The sequence below is a fragment of the Kribbella sp. NPDC056951 genome (assembly GCF_042674205.1).
Taxonomy (GTDB): Bacteria; Actinomycetota; Actinomycetes; order Propionibacteriales; family Kribbellaceae; genus Kribbella; species Kribbella yunnanensis.
On record NZ_JBHUQZ010000002.1, the window covers coordinates 657,945 to 673,156 of the forward strand.

The 15,212-nt window shown below is 68.4% G+C and carries 15 protein-coding genes; 10 read left to right on the forward strand and 5 right to left on the reverse strand.

Annotation, left to right across the window (positions count from 1 at the left end; translation table 11 throughout):
• Window positions 1-27: 27 nt before the first annotated feature.
• From ACFTSF_RS10680 to ACFTSF_RS10690, 3 genes are all read left to right on the forward strand, one after another.
• A complete protein-coding gene (locus ACFTSF_RS10680) occupies window positions 28-786 on the forward strand; it encodes an IclR family transcriptional regulator (RefSeq protein WP_344164172.1) in 759 nt (252 codons plus the stop codon).
• Window positions 787-813: 27 nt separating this feature from the next.
• Window positions 814-2,322 carry a glycerol kinase GlpK gene (glpK, locus tag ACFTSF_RS10685; RefSeq protein ID WP_380153602.1) on the forward strand — a complete coding sequence of 503 codons (1,509 nt, stop codon included), beginning with the start codon at window positions 814-816 and terminating at the stop codon, window positions 2,320-2,322.
• A gap of 91 nt (window positions 2,323-2,413) precedes the next feature.
• Entirely contained in the window at window positions 2,414-2,824 is a 411-nt protein-coding gene (locus ACFTSF_RS10690) for a hypothetical protein (protein WP_380153603.1), read from the forward strand.
• A 36-nt stretch (window positions 2,825-2,860) separates the two neighbouring features.
• Here ACFTSF_RS10690 and ACFTSF_RS10695 read toward each other — a convergent pair whose 3' ends face one another.
• Genes ACFTSF_RS10695 through ACFTSF_RS10710 form a run of 4 tightly spaced genes read right to left on the reverse strand, consistent with a single transcriptional unit; the run spans window position 2,861 to window position 7,832 of the window.
• Window positions 2,861-3,670: a GNAT family N-acetyltransferase gene (locus tag ACFTSF_RS10695; RefSeq protein ID WP_380153604.1), complete on the reverse strand. Its 810-nt coding sequence runs from the start codon at window positions 3,668-3,670 to the stop codon at window positions 2,861-2,863.
• 47 nt (window positions 3,671-3,717) lie between these two features.
• The gene (locus ACFTSF_RS10700; protein WP_344164184.1) at window positions 3,718-5,430 is read right to left on the reverse strand and encodes a glycerol-3-phosphate dehydrogenase/oxidase; all 1,713 of its coding nucleotides are present in this window, start codon (window positions 5,428-5,430) and stop codon (window positions 3,718-3,720) included.
• Window positions 5,431-5,461: 31 nt separating this feature from the next.
• Window positions 5,462-6,979 carry a glycerol kinase GlpK gene (gene glpK / locus ACFTSF_RS10705; protein WP_380153605.1) on the reverse strand — a complete coding sequence of 506 codons (1,518 nt, stop codon included), beginning with the start codon at window positions 6,977-6,979 and terminating at the stop codon, window positions 5,462-5,464.
• Window positions 6,980-6,998: 19 nt separating this feature from the next.
• Window positions 6,999-7,832 (reverse strand): MIP/aquaporin family protein, encoded by an 834-nt coding sequence (locus tag ACFTSF_RS10710; protein WP_380153606.1) that lies wholly within the window; start codon window positions 7,830-7,832, stop codon window positions 6,999-7,001.
• 243 nt (window positions 7,833-8,075) lie between these two features.
• Between ACFTSF_RS10710 and ACFTSF_RS10715 the strand changes: the two genes are divergently transcribed.
• The 3 genes from ACFTSF_RS10715 to ACFTSF_RS10725 all read left to right on the forward strand — a co-directional run bounded on the left by ACFTSF_RS10715 (window position 8,076) and on the right by ACFTSF_RS10725 (window position 11,049).
• Complete coding sequence (locus ACFTSF_RS10715; protein ID WP_344164193.1) at window positions 8,076-8,579, forward strand: SigE family RNA polymerase sigma factor; 504 nt, start codon at window positions 8,076-8,078, stop codon at window positions 8,577-8,579.
• Complete coding sequence (locus tag ACFTSF_RS10720) at window positions 8,576-9,679, forward strand: hypothetical protein (protein WP_380153607.1); 1,104 nt, start codon at window positions 8,576-8,578, stop codon at window positions 9,677-9,679. Before ACFTSF_RS10715 ends, ACFTSF_RS10720 begins: the two co-directional genes overlap by 4 nt.
• A gap of 95 nt (window positions 9,680-9,774) precedes the next feature.
• The gene (locus ACFTSF_RS10725) at window positions 9,775-11,049 is read left to right on the forward strand and encodes a YncE family protein (protein ID WP_380153608.1); all 1,275 of its coding nucleotides are present in this window, start codon (window positions 9,775-9,777) and stop codon (window positions 11,047-11,049) included.
• Here the strand turns inward: ACFTSF_RS10725 and ACFTSF_RS10730 are convergent.
• Window positions 11,046-11,660: a VOC family protein gene (locus tag ACFTSF_RS10730; protein ID WP_380153609.1), complete on the reverse strand. Its 615-nt coding sequence runs from the start codon at window positions 11,658-11,660 to the stop codon at window positions 11,046-11,048. The two genes, ACFTSF_RS10725 and ACFTSF_RS10730, sit on opposite strands and share 4 nt — an antisense overlap.
• A gap of 95 nt (window positions 11,661-11,755) precedes the next feature.
• On the opposite strand from ACFTSF_RS10730, the gene ACFTSF_RS10735 reads away from it, so the two are divergent.
• The 4 genes from ACFTSF_RS10735 to ACFTSF_RS10750 are packed head-to-tail and all read left to right on the forward strand — an operon-like array spanning window position 11,756 to window position 15,150.
• A complete protein-coding gene (locus tag ACFTSF_RS10735; RefSeq protein WP_380153610.1) occupies window positions 11,756-12,478 on the forward strand; it encodes an ABC transporter ATP-binding protein in 723 nt (240 codons plus the stop codon).
• Window positions 12,475-13,224 carry a hypothetical protein gene (locus ACFTSF_RS10740; protein ID WP_380153611.1) on the forward strand — a complete coding sequence of 250 codons (750 nt, stop codon included), beginning with the start codon at window positions 12,475-12,477 and terminating at the stop codon, window positions 13,222-13,224. Before ACFTSF_RS10735 ends, ACFTSF_RS10740 begins: the two co-directional genes overlap by 4 nt.
• 16 nt (window positions 13,225-13,240) lie before the next feature.
• Window positions 13,241-14,491, forward strand: a complete 1,251-nt coding sequence (locus ACFTSF_RS10745; protein ID WP_380153612.1) for a sensor histidine kinase — start codon at window positions 13,241-13,243, stop codon at window positions 14,489-14,491.
• On the forward strand, window positions 14,488-15,150 hold the full coding sequence (locus ACFTSF_RS10750) for a response regulator (protein ID WP_380153613.1): 663 nt from the start codon (window positions 14,488-14,490) through the stop codon (window positions 15,148-15,150). The genes ACFTSF_RS10745 and ACFTSF_RS10750 overlap by 4 nt, the downstream gene beginning before the upstream one ends.
• The last annotated feature ends 62 nt before the right edge of the window (window positions 15,151-15,212 follow it).

Here is a 15,212-nt window from a genome sequence, read left to right on the forward strand (position 1 = left end):
CGGTGCTTTGACCGGTAGCCTGCGGGGGTGCCGGGCAGCGTGCAGTCGATCGAGCGGGCCGCGGCCGTGCTCCGGCTGCTGGCGGCCGCACCCGACGGGCTCGGGGTCGGCGATGTCGGCAATGCGCTCGGTCTGGCCAAGACGACCGTGCACGGCATCCTCCGGACGCTGCATCAGGTCGGCTTCGTCGAGCAGGACCGCAGCGGCGCGCACTATCACCTGAGCGACGCGTTCGGCCGGCTCGGCGAGAGCTACCTGGATCCGAACGAGTTGCGCAGCCGCGCGATCAACTGGGCCGATTCACTGGCTGCCCGCAGCGGTGAGGTGGTTCGCGTCGGCCGGCTTGTCGAGAGCAAGGTCGTCGTCGTCCACCATGTCTTCCGCCCTGACGACAGCGACCAGGACCTCGACGTTGGTACGACGTTGCCACCGCACGCGACCGCGTTGGGCAAGGCCGTGCTCGCGTACGACGCGAGTGGCGCCGGCCGGCCGAAGCGCCTCGAGGCCTTCACCACCCGAACTGTCACCGACCCGGCGCGGCTGGCCGAGGAGCTGGCGACGGTCCGCGGCCGCGGCTGGGCGGGCGAGTTCGAGGAGCACACGATCGAGTCCGCGGGGATCGCCGCGCCGATTCGTGGACTCGGCGGGCTGGTCGTGGGCGCGGTCGGCCTGACCGGCCGGATCGAGCGCATCTGCGACAGCCGCCTGCGGCACCGCACCGACCTGGTGACGATGGTCCGCGCCACCGCCGAGGCCATCGCCCGCGATCTACGGGGCGACGCCTGATGCGCCGCGACTCGAGGCGGTGGACGGATGGCTGAGCAGTACGTCGCCGCTGTCGACCAGGGCACGAACTCGACCCGCTGCATCCTGTTCGACCGGCGCGGGCGACTCGTGTCAGTTGCCCAGCGCGAACACCGCCAGGTCTTCCCCAAACCGGGCTGGGTCGAGCACGATGCCGCCGAAATCTGGCGGAACGTGACTCGCGTCGTACCGGCTGCTCTTCGGCAGATCGGCGCGATGCCGAGCCAGATCGTTGCCATCGGCATCACCAACCAGCGCGAGACCAGCCTGCTCTGGGATCGCGCGACCGGTCGCCCGATCGGTAATGCCGTGGTCTGGCAGGACACGCGGACCGACCGACTGGTGACCGAGCTCGCGGGTGACGAGGGCCCGGACCGGTTCGCGGATCTGTGCGGTCTGCCGTTGAACACCTACTTCTCCGCGCCGCGTTTGAAGTGGATGCTCGATCACACTCCTGGGCTGCGGGCGCGCGCCGAGCGCGGCGAGGTGCTGTTCGGCACCATGGAGACCTGGCTGATCTGGAACTTCACCGGCGGCGCGAACGGCGGGCTGCACGTCACCGACGTGACGAACGCGAGCCGGACCATGCTGATGAACATCGCCAGCCTCGAATGGGACGACGAGCTGCTCGCGGCCTTCGACGTACCGCGGGCTGTGCTGCCGGAGATCAGGCCGTCGTCCGGAGTGTTCGCGACCGCGACCGAGGTGCTGCCCGGTGTCCGGATCGGCGCCGCGCTCGGCGATCAGCAGGCCGCGTTGTTCGGGCAGACGTGTTTCAGTGCAGGTGAGGCGAAGTGCACCTACGGCACCGGCTCGTTCCTGTTGCTGCACACCGGCCAGGAGATCGTCCGGTCCAAGCACGGCATGCTCACGACGGTCGCCTACCAGATCGGCGACGAGCCCGCGTCGTACGCGCTCGAAGGTTCGATGGCGGTCACGGGTTCGCTCGTGCAGTGGTTCCGGGACGGCCTCGGCCTGATCCACACCGCGGCCGAGATCGAGACGCTGGCCCGGACCGTCGACGACAACGGCGGCGCCTACATCGTCCCGGCCTTCTCCGGTCTGTTCGCCCCGCACTGGCGCAGCGAGGCCCGCGGCGTCATCGCCGGCCTGACCGGCTACATCACCAAGGGACACCTGGCCCGCGCGGTCCTCGAAGCCACCGGCTTCCAGACCCTCGAGGTCGTCGACGCGATGAACGCCGACTCCGGGATCGCGCTCACCGCGCTCAAGGTCGACGGCGGCATGACCGCGAACAATCTGCTCATGCAGTTCCTGGCCGACCTGCTCGACGTACGGGTCGTCCGCCCGATGGTGACCGAGACCGTGTCGCTGGGCGCCGCGTATGCCGCCGGTCTGGCCGTCGGCTACTGGCCCGACCTCGAAGGCCTGCGTTCCAACTGGCATCGCGCCGGCCAATGGCTGCCGAACATGGACCCCACCCGGCGCGCCACCGAGTACGCGAACTGGCAGGCGGCGGTGCAGCGCACGTTCAATTGGATTCGCCCCGACCAATGATTTCGCAAGCCTTTCCAGGGTGATCGAAGAGCGGTAATCGTGATGTGACATTCAAACGCTTGATACAGAGCTGCGCCTAAGGTCCCGGGGAATGCACATCAACTCGGGAGGAAATGAAATGTCTTCGGTAACCAGAGTTCTGGCGGTCGCTGCGCTCGCGGTGTCGTCGATGGGTGTGGCGCCGGTGCTGGCGCAGGCTTCGGCGGACGGGACGCAGGCGTTGAAGATCACCCGGATCAAGTGTCATCAGCAGGAGGACAACACCGGTGCGGACGACATTTATCTGACCGTCGACGGCACCGTTATCATGAATTCGGTTCAGTTCACCAACGGAGACGACAAGGATATTGCCGATATCCCGATCGAGCCGGGCAAGGTGCTCATGGTGATGGAAGGCGATTTCCCGGACGACGACGACAACCTCGGCGCCAAGCGCATCAACGGCGCCGGCACGTACGAATTCACCGACGACGGCGCGCACTACACCGTGACGGTCGGCTGACCTGAGGCGGGCGGGGAGGCGACTCCCCGCCCGCGCTCACGCGTGCCAGGTGTAGATCGGGCGCTCGTAGGCCAACTGCAGGCTCTGGCGTTCCATGTTCGCCAGGGAGGAGTTGTGCTCGTCCGGGCCGGGCTTCTCCGTTTCGGACGACGCCCAGCGGCAGCCGGCGGCGTACGCGTCCTCCAGCCGTCGCGCTTGGAGCGCGGACTGCGCACCACGACCCCGGTACGACGGCAGTGTCGCGTCGCTGACCAGTTCCGCGAGGTCGCCGACGACGCACAGTGCCGCACCGGCGACCATCGTGTCGCCGTCCCAGGCGCCGTACGCGGTCACCTCGGGCACCTGGGTGAACGAGTGGAACAGCGCAGACTGCGAGCCGTCTTCGTCGGGCATCTCGAAGCCCTCGATCTGGATCGCGGTCCAGGTGGCTGCGTCGTCCGGACCGATCGGGCCGATCCGCAGGTCGGTCTCTACCGGCTTGACCGGACTCGCATCCCGAACGGTCTTCATCAACGTCCCACCCGACGTCAGCCCATGCTCGGCGCAGATCTGCGCCCAGTCATCCGGCAGTACCTCGGGCGCGAGGTGAAAGTTCATCACGTCGCCGCCGGCGCCTCGGGCGAAGTCGATGACCTCGCCGATCAGCGCGCTGCCGATCGGCCGGTCGAACCCGAGCCCGTGCGCCTGTGACCAGTACTGCGTCGGGTCGTTGCTCAGCGCCAGCACCACACCCCGGCCGAAGCGCTGGACCTTGAGGCCCAGCAGCTCGACGACGTCCGGCGGGCACTGCGACAGCACCCAGTACATCTCCGCTTCGCCCAGCTCCAACCGCTCAGTCAGACCCATACGGGATACTGTAGCCGGGAGCAACAACAGTGCCCCCGGTAGCAGTGTTACGCCGGTGACACGATGTCCGGCGCCTCCAGGCGGACCTTGTCGGCGGACTCGTCGTCGGGCTGGTCCTGCGAGGCGCGCTCGGACTCGACGCGTCGCACGTAGAACGACACCTCGCGCTCGATCGCCTTCTCGTCCCAGCCGAGAATCGGAGCCATCAGCCGGGCTGCGGCTTCGGCGGCGCCGACTCCGCGGTCCCAGGCCTCGATCGAGATCCGGGTCCGCCGGGCCAGTACGTCGTCCAGGTGCCGCGCGCCTTCGGCCTTTGCGCCGTACACGATCTCGGCCTGCAGGTAGTCCTGCGTGCCAGGCAACTGCTCGCCCAGCGACGGGTCCTCTTCGACGAGCGCGAGCACCTCGTCGACCAGAGCGCCGTACCGGTTGAGCAGGTGCTCGATGCGGGCGACGTGCAGACCGGACCGCTGCGCGATCAGGTGCCGCTGGTTCCACAGCGCCTGGTACCCGTCGGCACCGACCAACGGCGTCGTCTTGGTGACTGACTTCGGCACCCGCCCATCGAGAGCGGCGGCGGCTGCGTCGATCGCGTCCTTGGCCATCACCCGGTACGTCGTGTACTTGCCACCGGCAACGACCACGAGCCCCGGGGCGGCGTGCGCGACCACGTGTTCGCGCGACAGCTTCGACGTACTCTCCGACTCACCGGCCAGCAGCGGCCGCAGTCCGGCGTACACGCCCTCGACGTCCTCGCGGGTCAGTGGCGTGGTCAGGACGGAGTTGACGTGGTCGAGCAGGTACTCGATGTCCTTGCTGGTCGCGGCCGGGTGCGCCTTGTCCAGGTTCCAGTCGGTGTCCGTGGTGCCGATCAGCCAGTGCCGGCCCCACGGGATGATGAACAGCACCGACTTCTCGGTGCGCAGGATCATGCCGGTACTGGACTGGATGCGGTCCTTCGGCACGACGAGGTGGATGCCCTTCGAGGCGCGCACGTGGTACTGACCGCGCTCCCCCACCATGGCTTGGGTGTCGTCGGTCCAGACACCGGTCGCGTTCACGACCTGCTTGGCGCGGACCTCGAACTCACGACCGCTCTCCAGGTCCTTCGCCTGCACACCGGTGACTCGCTCGCCCTGACGCAGGAACCCGGTCACCTTGACCCGGTTCGCGACATGAGCGCCGTACGACGCCGCTGTCCGCGCGAGCTCCATCGTGTGGCGCGCGTCGTCGACCTGCGCGTCGTAGTACATGAGTGCACCGACCAGCGCCGACTTCTTCAGCGAGGGGACCAGTCGCATCGCACCGCGACGAGTCAGGTGCTTGTGGATCGGCAGGCCGGCGCCGAGACCGGAGCTGACCGCCATCCCGTCGTACAGGGCGACGCCGGCGCCGGCGTAGAACCGCTCCCACCAGCGGTGCTGGAGCGGGTAGAGGAACGGCACCGGCTTGACCAGGTGCGGCGCCAGGCGTTGCAGGAGCAGGCCGCGCTCCTGCAACGCCTCGTGCACCAGTCGGAAGTCGAGCATCTCCAGGTAGCGCAGACCGCCGTGGATCAGCTTGCTGGAACGGCTGGAGGTACCACTCGCGAAGTCGCGCGCCTCCAGCAATCCGGTGGTCAGGCCCCGGGTCGCGGCATCGAGCGCCGCGCCGGTGCCGACCACCCCGCCACCGATCACCAGGACGTCCAGCTCTCGTCCGTCGGCCAGCGCGTCGATCGCGTCGGCCCTTGCTTGCGGTGACAGAGCCACTACCGCCACTGTGCTGCTCCCTCTTCCTTGTACTAGTTACTTAGTCGACGTCGACCCAGTCGAGGGTGCGCGAGACGGCCTTCTGCCAGCCCGCGTAGCCCTTGCTGCGCTGCTCGTCGTTCCACTGCGGTTCCCACCGCTTGTCCTCGTTCCAGTTCTGGACGAGCTCTTCCTTGTTCTTCCAGAACCCGACCGCCAGGCCGGCCGCGTACGCCGCACCCAGGGCCGTGGTCTCCGCGACGACCGGCTTGCTCACCGGTACGCCGAGGATGTCGGCCTGCATCTGCATGCACAGCTCGTTGGCCGTGACACCGCCGTCGACCTTCAGCACGTCCAGCTGCACGCCGGAGTCCTTGGCCATCGCGTCCGTCACGTCCTTGCTCTGGTAGCAGATCGCTTCCAGTGTTGCGCGCGCCAGGTGAGCGTTGGTGTTGAACCGCGACAACCCGACGATCGCGCCGCGGGCGTCCGAGCGCCAGTACGGCGCGAACAGACCGGAGAACGCGGGGACGAAGTACACGCCGCCGTTGTCCTCGACCTGCCGGGCCAGCGTCTCGGTCTCACTCGCACCGGAGATGATGCCGAGCTGGTCGCGCAGCCACTGCACTGCCGACCCGGTCACCGCGATGGAACCTTCCAGCGCGTAGACCGGCGCCTCGTCGCCGAACTTGTAGCACATCGTGCTGAGCAGACCGGACTTCGACCGGACCAGCTCGGTACCGGTGTTCAGCAGCATGAAGTTGCCGGTGCCGTAGGTGTTCTTGGCCTCGCCCGGGTTGAAGCAGACCTGGCCGACGGTCGCGGCCTGCTGGTCGCCGAGATCACCCGTCAACGCAACCACGCCACCGAGCGGGCCGTTCGCAAGCGTCTCGCCGTACTTGTTCGGGTCCGACGACGGCCGGATCTCCGGCAGCATCTGCCGCGGGATGTTGAAGAAGCTGATCAGCTCGTCGTCCCAGTCGAGAGTCTCGAGGTTCATCAGCATGGTCCGGCTGGCATTCGTCACATCGGTGATGTGCACGCCGCCGTTGACGCCACCGGTCAGGTTCCACAGCAACCAGGTGTCGGTGTTGCCGAAGATCGCGTCCCCGGCCTCGGCCGCGGCGCGCACACCGTCGACGTTCTCCAGGATCCACTGCACCTTGCCGGCCGAGAAGTACGTCGCCGGCGGCAGCCCCGCCTTCTGCCGGATCACGTCGCCCTTGCCCTCGCGCTCGAGGGCCGAGGCGATCCGGTCGGTGCGGGTGTCCTGCCAGACGATCGCGTTGTAGTACGGGCGGCCGGTCTTGCGGTTCCAGACCACGGCCGTCTCACGCTGGTTGGTGATCCCGAGCGCCGCCAGGTCACTGGCGTGCAGGCCGTTGGCGTTCAGCGCGGTCTGGATGACCGAGCTGGTCCGCTCCCAGATCTCGGTCGGGTTGTGCTCGACCCAGCCGGCCTGCGGCAGGATCTGCTCGTGCTCCAGCTGGTGCTTGCCCACCTCGTTCCCGGAGTGGTCGAAGATCATGAAGCGGGTGCTCGTGGTGCCCTGATCGACGGCACCGACGAAGTCGGCCATTAGAACTCCTCACGATTCGTCATGCTGCGTTTTCCTCAGGGATGCGACCGGGCTCTTCGTCCTCGTCCGCGATCGGCAGGTTGCGCCCGACCAGCAGGTCGTAGAGGAACGCGCCGACCAGGGCGCCGATGATCGGTGCCACGATCGGCACCCAGAAATAGACGTCCCCGAACTGATCCTTGAACGCTCCCCCGTACCCGGTGAAGAACGACGCCAGCCGCGGACCGAAGTCACGCGCCGGGTTGATCGCGTACCCGGCGTTGGTGCCCCACGCCATCCCGATGCCGACCACCAGCAGGCCGACGATGAACGGCGCCAGGTTGGCCGCCGGCGCGGTGTTGCGCAGGTCGGTGATCGCCAGGATCACGAACATCAGGATCGCCGTACCGATGATCTGGTCCCGGAACCCGTCCCACAGGTGCACGTTCAGGTCCAGGCTGCCGTTGCCCGGCAGCGTCGAGAACACGCCCTGGGTCTTGATCGTCAGCCCGGGGTCGACCTTGTTGAGTGCCTCGGTGTAGTTCCACCGAACTACCAGCGCCGCCAGGAACGCTCCGAGGAACTGCGCCACCGAGTACGGCAGCACCTTCTTCCAGCTGAACCCGCGGAACGCCGCCAGGGCGATCGTCACCGCCGGGTTCAGATGCGCGCCGGTCATCCGGCCCGCCACGTAGATGCCCAGTGTCACACCGAGTCCCCACGCCCATGCGATCGAGTCGTGGTCACCGATCCCGCCGGCCACCACCTGCGCCACCACACCGCAGCCGAACAGGATCAGGATGAACGTGCCCGCGAGCTCGGCAGAACACTCCCCCAGAAGGGTTTTCGCTTTGACCGCTTCGGTCGTAGCCATACCGGCTGGCCTCCCTTCCTTTTCAAGACCACCGTGACGACCACGGCTGGCTGGAATCTAGGAGCATGCGGCGGCCACCACAACGCCCGCCGTTCGACATTGTCGAACGGGACCAGTCAACAACTGGTCTGCGACACACGGTGACTCCGCGACGACGTACAGCGATGTTTTCCGGGTGATCCAACCCTTTGGCATCGTGATCCCGTCAGGGCGATCGACAACACAGCCCACGGAAGGAACCCGATGAGCGAGGAGTTCGCCGAGTTCGCGCGCGGGCGGCACGGAGCCCTCTACCGGTACGCATACCTGCTCGCCGGTGACCGCGGCCTGGCCGACGACCTGGTCCAGGAAGCCCTGATCAAGACGTACGTCGCCTGGCGCCGGATGCGGGACCGGAACGCCGCCGAGGCCTATACGCGCAAGGTCATCACGAACACCGCGATCGACTGGTGGCGGCGCAAGTCGTACCACGAGCGGCCGCACGGCGACCTGCCGGACACCGTCGCTCCCGCGGAGGACAGCGGCACCCGGCTGTGGCTCTGGCACGAACTTCTCCAGCTCCCACCGCGTCAGCGCGCGGCCCTTGTCCTGCGGTACTACGAGGACCTCACTGAGGCGCAGACCGCCGAGGTTCTCGACTGCGCTGTCGGCACCGTGAAGAGTCAGGTGTCGATCGCGCTGTCCAAACTCCGTGCCCGCCTGGGCGACGACGTACTCCCCCTGGACACGGCAGGAGCCGGCCGATGACAGATCTCCTCAAGGAAACCCTGACCAGCCGCGCCACCGAGACCGAACCGCCGCCACTCGACCTCGACACCATCATGGCCACCGGTACCCGCCGCCTGCGCCGGCGCCGGGCCGGCTCCATCCTCGGTACGGCGCTCGCCGTGGTCGGTGTCGTCGCGACTGGGCTCACCGTCGTCCGCACGAACAGTCCCGCGCCGGCCGACTCCCCGGCGTACTTCAGCGAACGGCAGGCCACGTATGCCGTCGGCGGCACCATCCACAGTGGCGACGCCACGATCGATACCGGCGCCCAGAAGATCAGCAGGCTCGTCCTGTCCGATGCCGGCATCCTGTTCACCGCCGTCGGCTCCCAGACTCTTCGGGTGACCGACGGAAAGAAGGTCCGCGAACTGGCCGAACTGGCACCCGAATCACGCTTGGTCGCCTCAGGTGAGCTGGCCGGCTGGGAGCAGCGCACGCCGGACGGCTACCGCACGATCGTCAAGAATCTCCAGACCGGCGCCACCGTCTTCGAGCTCGACCACGTCGGCACGCTCAGCGTGCCGACCGCCGATCGCCCGGCGCTGGGACACCTCGTCGCAGTCGACGGCGACTACATCTACCTGGAGTACCAGCAAGACATGTACGAGGTCGACCTCCGCACGGGGAACGGGGACATCGTCTCGACGCCGAGCGATCAGCAGTCGATCGTCACGTTCGGCTCCGGCCATCTCGTCTTCGTGGCCGCCGGCCCCGGCCACGAGTCCGCGTACATCGGATTCTCCGACCGCACCGGCACCGGCGGGTCGGTGCAGAACTTCTCCGGAGCCGTCGAGGAGATCGTGGCCGCAGTCTCGCCGAAGGGTCATTACGTAGCACTCAAGGCCGGCGCCACGCCACTGCGGATCTACAACAGCAACGGCGGCCGCCGGAACCTGGCCGGCACTCCACCGCAGCGCTTCGGCCATTGGCTGTCCGCCGACACCTTCCTCGCCGCGACAGCCGGCCCACCCGCCGACCTGGTCACCTGCACGGTCCAAACCGCCGAAGACGTCACCTGCCAGCTCAGCCGACGCGCGGCGGCCCCGGACGCGAAGGAGCTGGTCTTCCCGTCCAACTGAGTACCGACTTTCGGGGCGGTTCACGCTGGAAAGTGAAGATACCTCACGGTAATCTCTTGCTCACCCACCGTCCCCACCGCCCCTGGGAGTCGACCATGCTTCGGATCCTCCTCCGTGGTTCCGCCCGTCATGCCCGTCCGCGGGCTCCGTTCTGGCGCCGGCCGCCAGTGATCGCGCTGGCCCTGGCCGGTTTGGCGGCCGGGAGTTTGACCACTTCCGCCGTTGCGGATACTGCGGCGTTGCGACCGGTGATGTTTGTTGGGAACAACTGGGAAGGGACGGCCGACGTCCTGCAGCCAGCTGGGAGTTTCGCCAAGATCGGGCGGGTCAACATGGTGCCCGACAAGGCCGAGCGGCTGACCGAGATCTACCTCAACCCGATCAAGCTCGGCTTCTTCCTCGGGATCCGCAACGGACCTGGTGAAGGCCACGACCAGCTTGTCGACGACCTCTACAGCAGCCCGGACGGTACGGCGATTGTCGCGTCCCGGCCGAGTTTCGCCGATGTGGTGTCGATCGACATCGCGACCGGCGCGGTGAAGTGGCGGTTCCCGGTGTCGGGGTTCCGGGCCGACCACATGGCGTTGTCGCCGGACGGGCGGCGGGTCGCGGTGTCCGCGTCGACCTCAAACACCGTGCATGTCCTCGACGCCGCGACCGGGGCTGAGCTGGGCTCGTTCCCGACCGGCGACAAACCACACGAGAACGTGTTCACCTCCGACGGCAAGATCTGGAACTCCGCGATCGGTGACGTCTACACCGCCCTCGACGGCCCCGGCTGGGACTGGACCAAGGGCGACCGCAAGATCACGGTCGCCGACGCGACGACGTACCAGGTGGTCAAGGTGATCGACATGCGCGACCGGCTGAACGCGTTCGGCCGCAGCGATCTGTCCGACGCCGTCCGGCCGGTCGCGTTCACGCCGAACGAATCCAAGCTGTACTTCCAGGTGTCGTTCTTCAACGGCTTCCTCGAGTACGACGTCGCCTCGGACACCATCACGCGTCAGCTCGAACTCCCGAAGAACCCGAACACCAACGAGGACCGGACCACCTGGGTGAACGACTCCCGTCACCACGGTCTGGCGATGAACCCAGCCGGCACGAAACTCTGTGTCGCCGGAACCATGGACGACTACGCGACGATCGTCGACCGCGCCGCCCTGACCCACGGTCCGCTGGTACCGGCCGCGAAGCCGTACTGGTCCACGATCAGCGGCGACGGTCAGAGCTGCGTGATCTCCGAGAGCGGCGCCGACCAGATCACCGCGATCAGCTTCGCCACCGGCCAGAAGCAACTCTCGATCCCCGTCGGCGACCACCCGCAACGAATCCGCCTCGGCCGCGCCCCGACGAGCTGGCCGAACTAACTGACGGCGTACTCGCCGCGCGGGCCGCGGAAACTCGCGGTCAGCGCGGCCGGTCCGGTGCGCAGCTCCAGACTCGTCGACAACACCCGCAACGCCGCACGCAGCCCATCGGCGTCCGGGTGCGAGGCCTGCAGACTGACCAGCTCCACAGTCGGCAAAGTCGCGGTCGGGTGCGGCGTCGTCCCCCAATCGATCAGGAACGGGACCAGACCGTCGTACAGATAGTCGGGAGCCACGCTCACCCGCCAGCTGAGCAGCTCACCACTCGGCGTCTCCCGCGAGAGCGGCTCGATCCGCCCGAGATCGGTCCCGGCCGCCCGCGCGGTCGCCAGCACGCCCTCGATGTCGGCAGGATGAATCGCCCAGGTGATCAGCCGCCCGGCACCGACACTGCCGAAGTCGAACACCGGCTCCCGGTTCGCATCCAGGTCGGGTCCGAGCAGTTCCAGGTACGTCGTCCCGCCGAGCCCGACCAGGAAGTTCCGCGTCCCCCACCGCTCATGCCGGCCGCCCTCGACCGGTTCGACTCCGGTCGCGGCGGCGAAGCGCTCAACTGTGTCGGCCAGATCGGCGGTCGCCAGGACAAGGTGGTCGAGCAGCTCAGCGGGCATGCCTCAAACCGTACGACTTTGGGAGTACCAACAGCCGCCCGATGGTGTGCCTGCGACAGACGTCTGCCCCCTCGCACGCTTCCTAGGGTCGCTCCATGATCGAAACCCACGCACTGACCAAGAGGTACGGCGGCCGCACGGTCGTCGACGAACTCAGCCTGTCGATCCGGCCGGGAGTGGTGACCGGGTTCCTCGGGCCCAACGGGGCCGGCAAGTCCACGACGATGCGGATCGTGGTCGGCCTGGCCCGGCCGACCAGCGGTACCGCGACGATCGACGGCCGCCGGTACGCCGAGCTGCCGGATCCCCTCCGCCGAGTCGGCGCGCTGCTCGAGGCGACACCGGTCCAGCGCGGACGAACGGCGTACCGGCATCTGCTGGCACTCGCGCAGACCCACGGCATCTCAGGTGCCCGGGTCGACGAAGTACTCGGCATCGTCGGACTCGGGCAGGCCGCGGGACGACGGGCCGCGGACTTCTCGCTCGGGATGCGCCAGCGGCTCGGCATCGCGGCCGCGCTGCTCGGCGATCCGGAGACCCTGATCCTCGACGAGCCGACCAACGGGCTCGACCCGGCGGGCGTGCGCTGGCTGCGCGACCTCCTGCGGTCGTTCGCCGCCGAAGGCCGGACCGTGCTGGTCTCGTCCCACCTGATCAGCGAGATGGTGCTCACCGCCGACCACGTCATCGTGATCGGCCGCGGGCGACTGCTGGCCGACGTACAGATGACCGAACTCGCCGGGTCCGCGGACTCGGCAGAGGACGCCTATCTGCGGCTGACCGGCGACGCCGTCGAGTACGCCGGAGGTGTCGCATGAAGGTCACGTTCGCCGGTGTCGTGCGATCGGAGTGGACCAAGCTGGTCTCACTGCCGTCGAACGTCCTCCTGCTGACCGGTGTGCCAGTGCTGTTCGCGGCTCTGTCCGCAGTCATCGGTGCAAACAGCCATGGCCCGGCCGACCCGACCCTGGCGGTCGGTGGCGGATTCCTCCTGTACGCGCTGGCGGTCGGGATTCTCGGCATGGTGATGGTGACGGGCGAGTACCAGTCGGGGCTGATGCGGTCCACGCTGACCGCAGTCCCTCGGCGGGTGCCGGTGCTGCTGGCGAAGGCAGGCGTGCTGCTCGGCGCGGTCGGGCCGGTGATGGTGGCTGCGTACTTCGGCGCGTTCCTGGCGAACCAGGCTTTCACCGACTCCGCCGCCCGGATCTCGCTCGGGGATCCGGGCATCGTAGCTGCGTTGCTCGGTGCGGCCGGGGCGACGATCGGGGCTGGATTGCTGGGACTCGCACTCGGCACGCTCCTGCGCAGTACGCCGGGATCGATCGCGACGTACGTCGTCACTCTCCTCGTCCTACCGCCGTCCCTGCTGGCCGCGGTTCCGGCGGCTGCGCAGGACCGGGTGCTGCCGTTCGTTCCGACGATCGCGTTACAGGGCATGTTCCAGGTCGGGGAGCGCTCTCCGGGGATGTTCTCGCCGGGCGGGTCCGCGCTCGTGGTCCTCGCGTGGGTCATCCTGATGCTGGCCGGTGCTGCCGTTGTCCTGCAGCGCCGCGATATCTGAAGGTCAGGTGAACGACATGCGGCGGAGCCCAGGGCTTGTGGACGCGGGCCTGGCCGTCCTGCTCGCGGTTGCTGCGCTGCCCTCGACGATCGGTGGGCCGGACGCAGCCGGTGTCCTCGGTTCCGGCGATGGTGTGGCCGGATGGGGCTGGGTGCTGTTCGCAGTGGTGCACCTACCGCTCGTCTGGCGCCGGAGAACGCCGGTGAGCGCTCTCTCGGCCGTTCTCGTCCTCGTCGGGATCTGTGTCGCCGCGGACGTGACCGGGGTCTTCCTGATCTCGGTCCCACTGGTCGCGCTCTACACGGTCACCCGGCACGCGCCCTGGCGCGCGGTGTGGCCGGCGATCGCGGTCAGCCTGCTCGTGTTCGCCGCAGCCGCGGTCGGGGCTCGGGCCAACACGCCCACCTTGATCGGCATCGCGGCGATCCTCGTCGCCGTCTGCCTGCTCGGTACGACGCTGCGCTTGCGGGAGAGCGCTCTTGCGGAGCGTTCCCGGCATCACCGCCAAGAGCTAGACGACCGGGCCCGGATCGCCGTCGCCGACAAACGCGGCCAGCTGGCGCGCGAGGTCCACGACATCGTGGCGCACAACCTCGCGGTCATGGTCGCGCTGTCCGACGGCGCGGCGGCAACGGCGGTGAGCGACCCGGAGAGCGCTTCCTCGCTGAGTGCTCAGTCCGCGGCGACCGGCCGGTCGGCGCTGGCCGAGATGCGCCGGCTGGTCACTGTGCTGCGCGACGGCGGATCAGCCGCGGACCAGCCCGGCCTGGCCGACGTACCCGCGCTGGTCGACCAGGTCCGGTCGGCCGGCGTGGACGTCGTACTGGCCGGCCCAGGTGCACCTGCGCAACTCCCCCGGCACGTCGACAGCGTCGCTTACCGGGTTGTCCAGGAAGCGCTCACCAACACCCTCAAACACGCCGCCCGCCCAGCAACGGCCGAGATCGTCATAGAGCGCTCTCCGAGCGATCTCACGCTGGAGATCACCAGCCGGAGCTCATCGGCACCCGCGCCGCCGCAACCCCGGCCAACCGGACATGGGCCGGTCGGGCACGCACCGGCAGGACACGGGCTGGCAGGGCACGGCCTCGCTGCGCACGGGCTGGCTGGGCACGGGCCGGCGGGGCACGGGCTGGCTGGGCACGGGCTGGCTGGGTTGACCGAGCGGCTCGCACAGCTCGGCGGGAAGCTCGAGGCCGGTCCGCTCGGCTCCGGCTGGCGGGTACGGGCCGAGATACCGCTCTCCGACCAGGATCGCGACCGATGATCAAGGTTCTGCTGGCCGACGACCAGTCATTGCTCCGCCTGGGCTTCCGGGCGTTTCTCGGGCAGGAGCCGGATCTCGAAATCGTCGGTGAGGCAGGCACCGGCCGCGAGGCGGTCTCGATGGCTCAGGCGCTGCGGCCCGACGTCGTACTGATGGATGTCCGGATGCCGGTCCTGGACGGGATCGCGGCGACCCGGCAGATCGTCGCGGCCGATCACGGCACCCGGGTGCTGGTGCTGACGACCTTCGATCTCGACGAGTACGTGTACGCCGCGCTCCGGGCCGGCGCGGCCGGGTTCCTGCTCAAGGATGCGCTCCCCGCGGATCTGATCGGCGGCATCCGCACGGTTGCCGCCGGCAACGGTGTCGTCGCGCCGACCGTCACCCGCCGCCTGATCGAGCAGTTCACCCCACACCTGCCCGAACCCGGAACGGCGGCGCGCCCCGACCCGCTCGCCGCGCTCACGACCCGCGAGCGCGAGGTCTACCTCGAGGTCGCCCGCGGCCACTCGAACGCCGAGATCTCGGCCCACCTGCACCTCACCGAGTCCACGACGAAGGTCCACATCAGCCGCATCCTCGGCAAACTCACCCTCCGGGACCGCGCCCAGCTCATCGTCCACGCCTACGAAACCGCGGTCGTCCGCCCCAGCTCGTGACCCGCAGCCACCGATGTGATCTGGGAGACATCGGGTGTGCCAACCGATCGCGGAACCTCGGC

Bases quoted from the DNA above. Each gene is read 5' to 3' on its own strand.
- ACFTSF_RS10725 (WP_380153608.1), top strand. From the start codon at position 9,775: ATGCTTCGGATCCTCCTCCGTGGTTCCGCCCGTCATGCCCGTCCGCGG.
- ACFTSF_RS10745 (WP_380153612.1), top strand. From the start codon at position 13,241: ATGCGGCGGAGCCCAGGGCTTGTGGACGCGGGCCTGGCCGTCCTGCTC.
- ACFTSF_RS10730 (WP_380153609.1), bottom strand. From the start codon at position 11,660: ATGCCCGCTGAGCTGCTCGACCACCTTGTCCTGGCGACCGCCGATCTG.
- ACFTSF_RS10750 (WP_380153613.1), top strand. From the start codon at position 14,488: ATGATCAAGGTTCTGCTGGCCGACGACCAGTCATTGCTCCGCCTGGGC.
- ACFTSF_RS10690 (WP_380153603.1), top strand. From the start codon at position 2,414: ATGCACATCAACTCGGGAGGAAATGAAATGTCTTCGGTAACCAGAGTT.
- glpK (WP_380153605.1), bottom strand. From the start codon at position 6,979: ATGGCCGACTTCGTCGGTGCCGTCGATCAGGGCACCACGAGCACCCGC.
- ACFTSF_RS10735 (WP_380153610.1), top strand. From the start codon at position 11,756: ATGATCGAAACCCACGCACTGACCAAGAGGTACGGCGGCCGCACGGTC.
- ACFTSF_RS10720 (WP_380153607.1), top strand. From the start codon at position 8,576: ATGACAGATCTCCTCAAGGAAACCCTGACCAGCCGCGCCACCGAGACC.
- ACFTSF_RS10715 (WP_344164193.1), top strand. From the start codon at position 8,076: ATGAGCGAGGAGTTCGCCGAGTTCGCGCGCGGGCGGCACGGAGCCCTC.
- ACFTSF_RS10695 (WP_380153604.1), bottom strand. From the start codon at position 3,670: ATGGGTCTGACTGAGCGGTTGGAGCTGGGCGAAGCGGAGATGTACTGG.
- ACFTSF_RS10740 (WP_380153611.1), top strand. From the start codon at position 12,475: ATGAAGGTCACGTTCGCCGGTGTCGTGCGATCGGAGTGGACCAAGCTG.
- glpK (WP_380153602.1), top strand. From the start codon at position 814: ATGGCTGAGCAGTACGTCGCCGCTGTCGACCAGGGCACGAACTCGACC.
- ACFTSF_RS10710 (WP_380153606.1), bottom strand. From the start codon at position 7,832: ATGGCTACGACCGAAGCGGTCAAAGCGAAAACCCTTCTGGGGGAGTGT.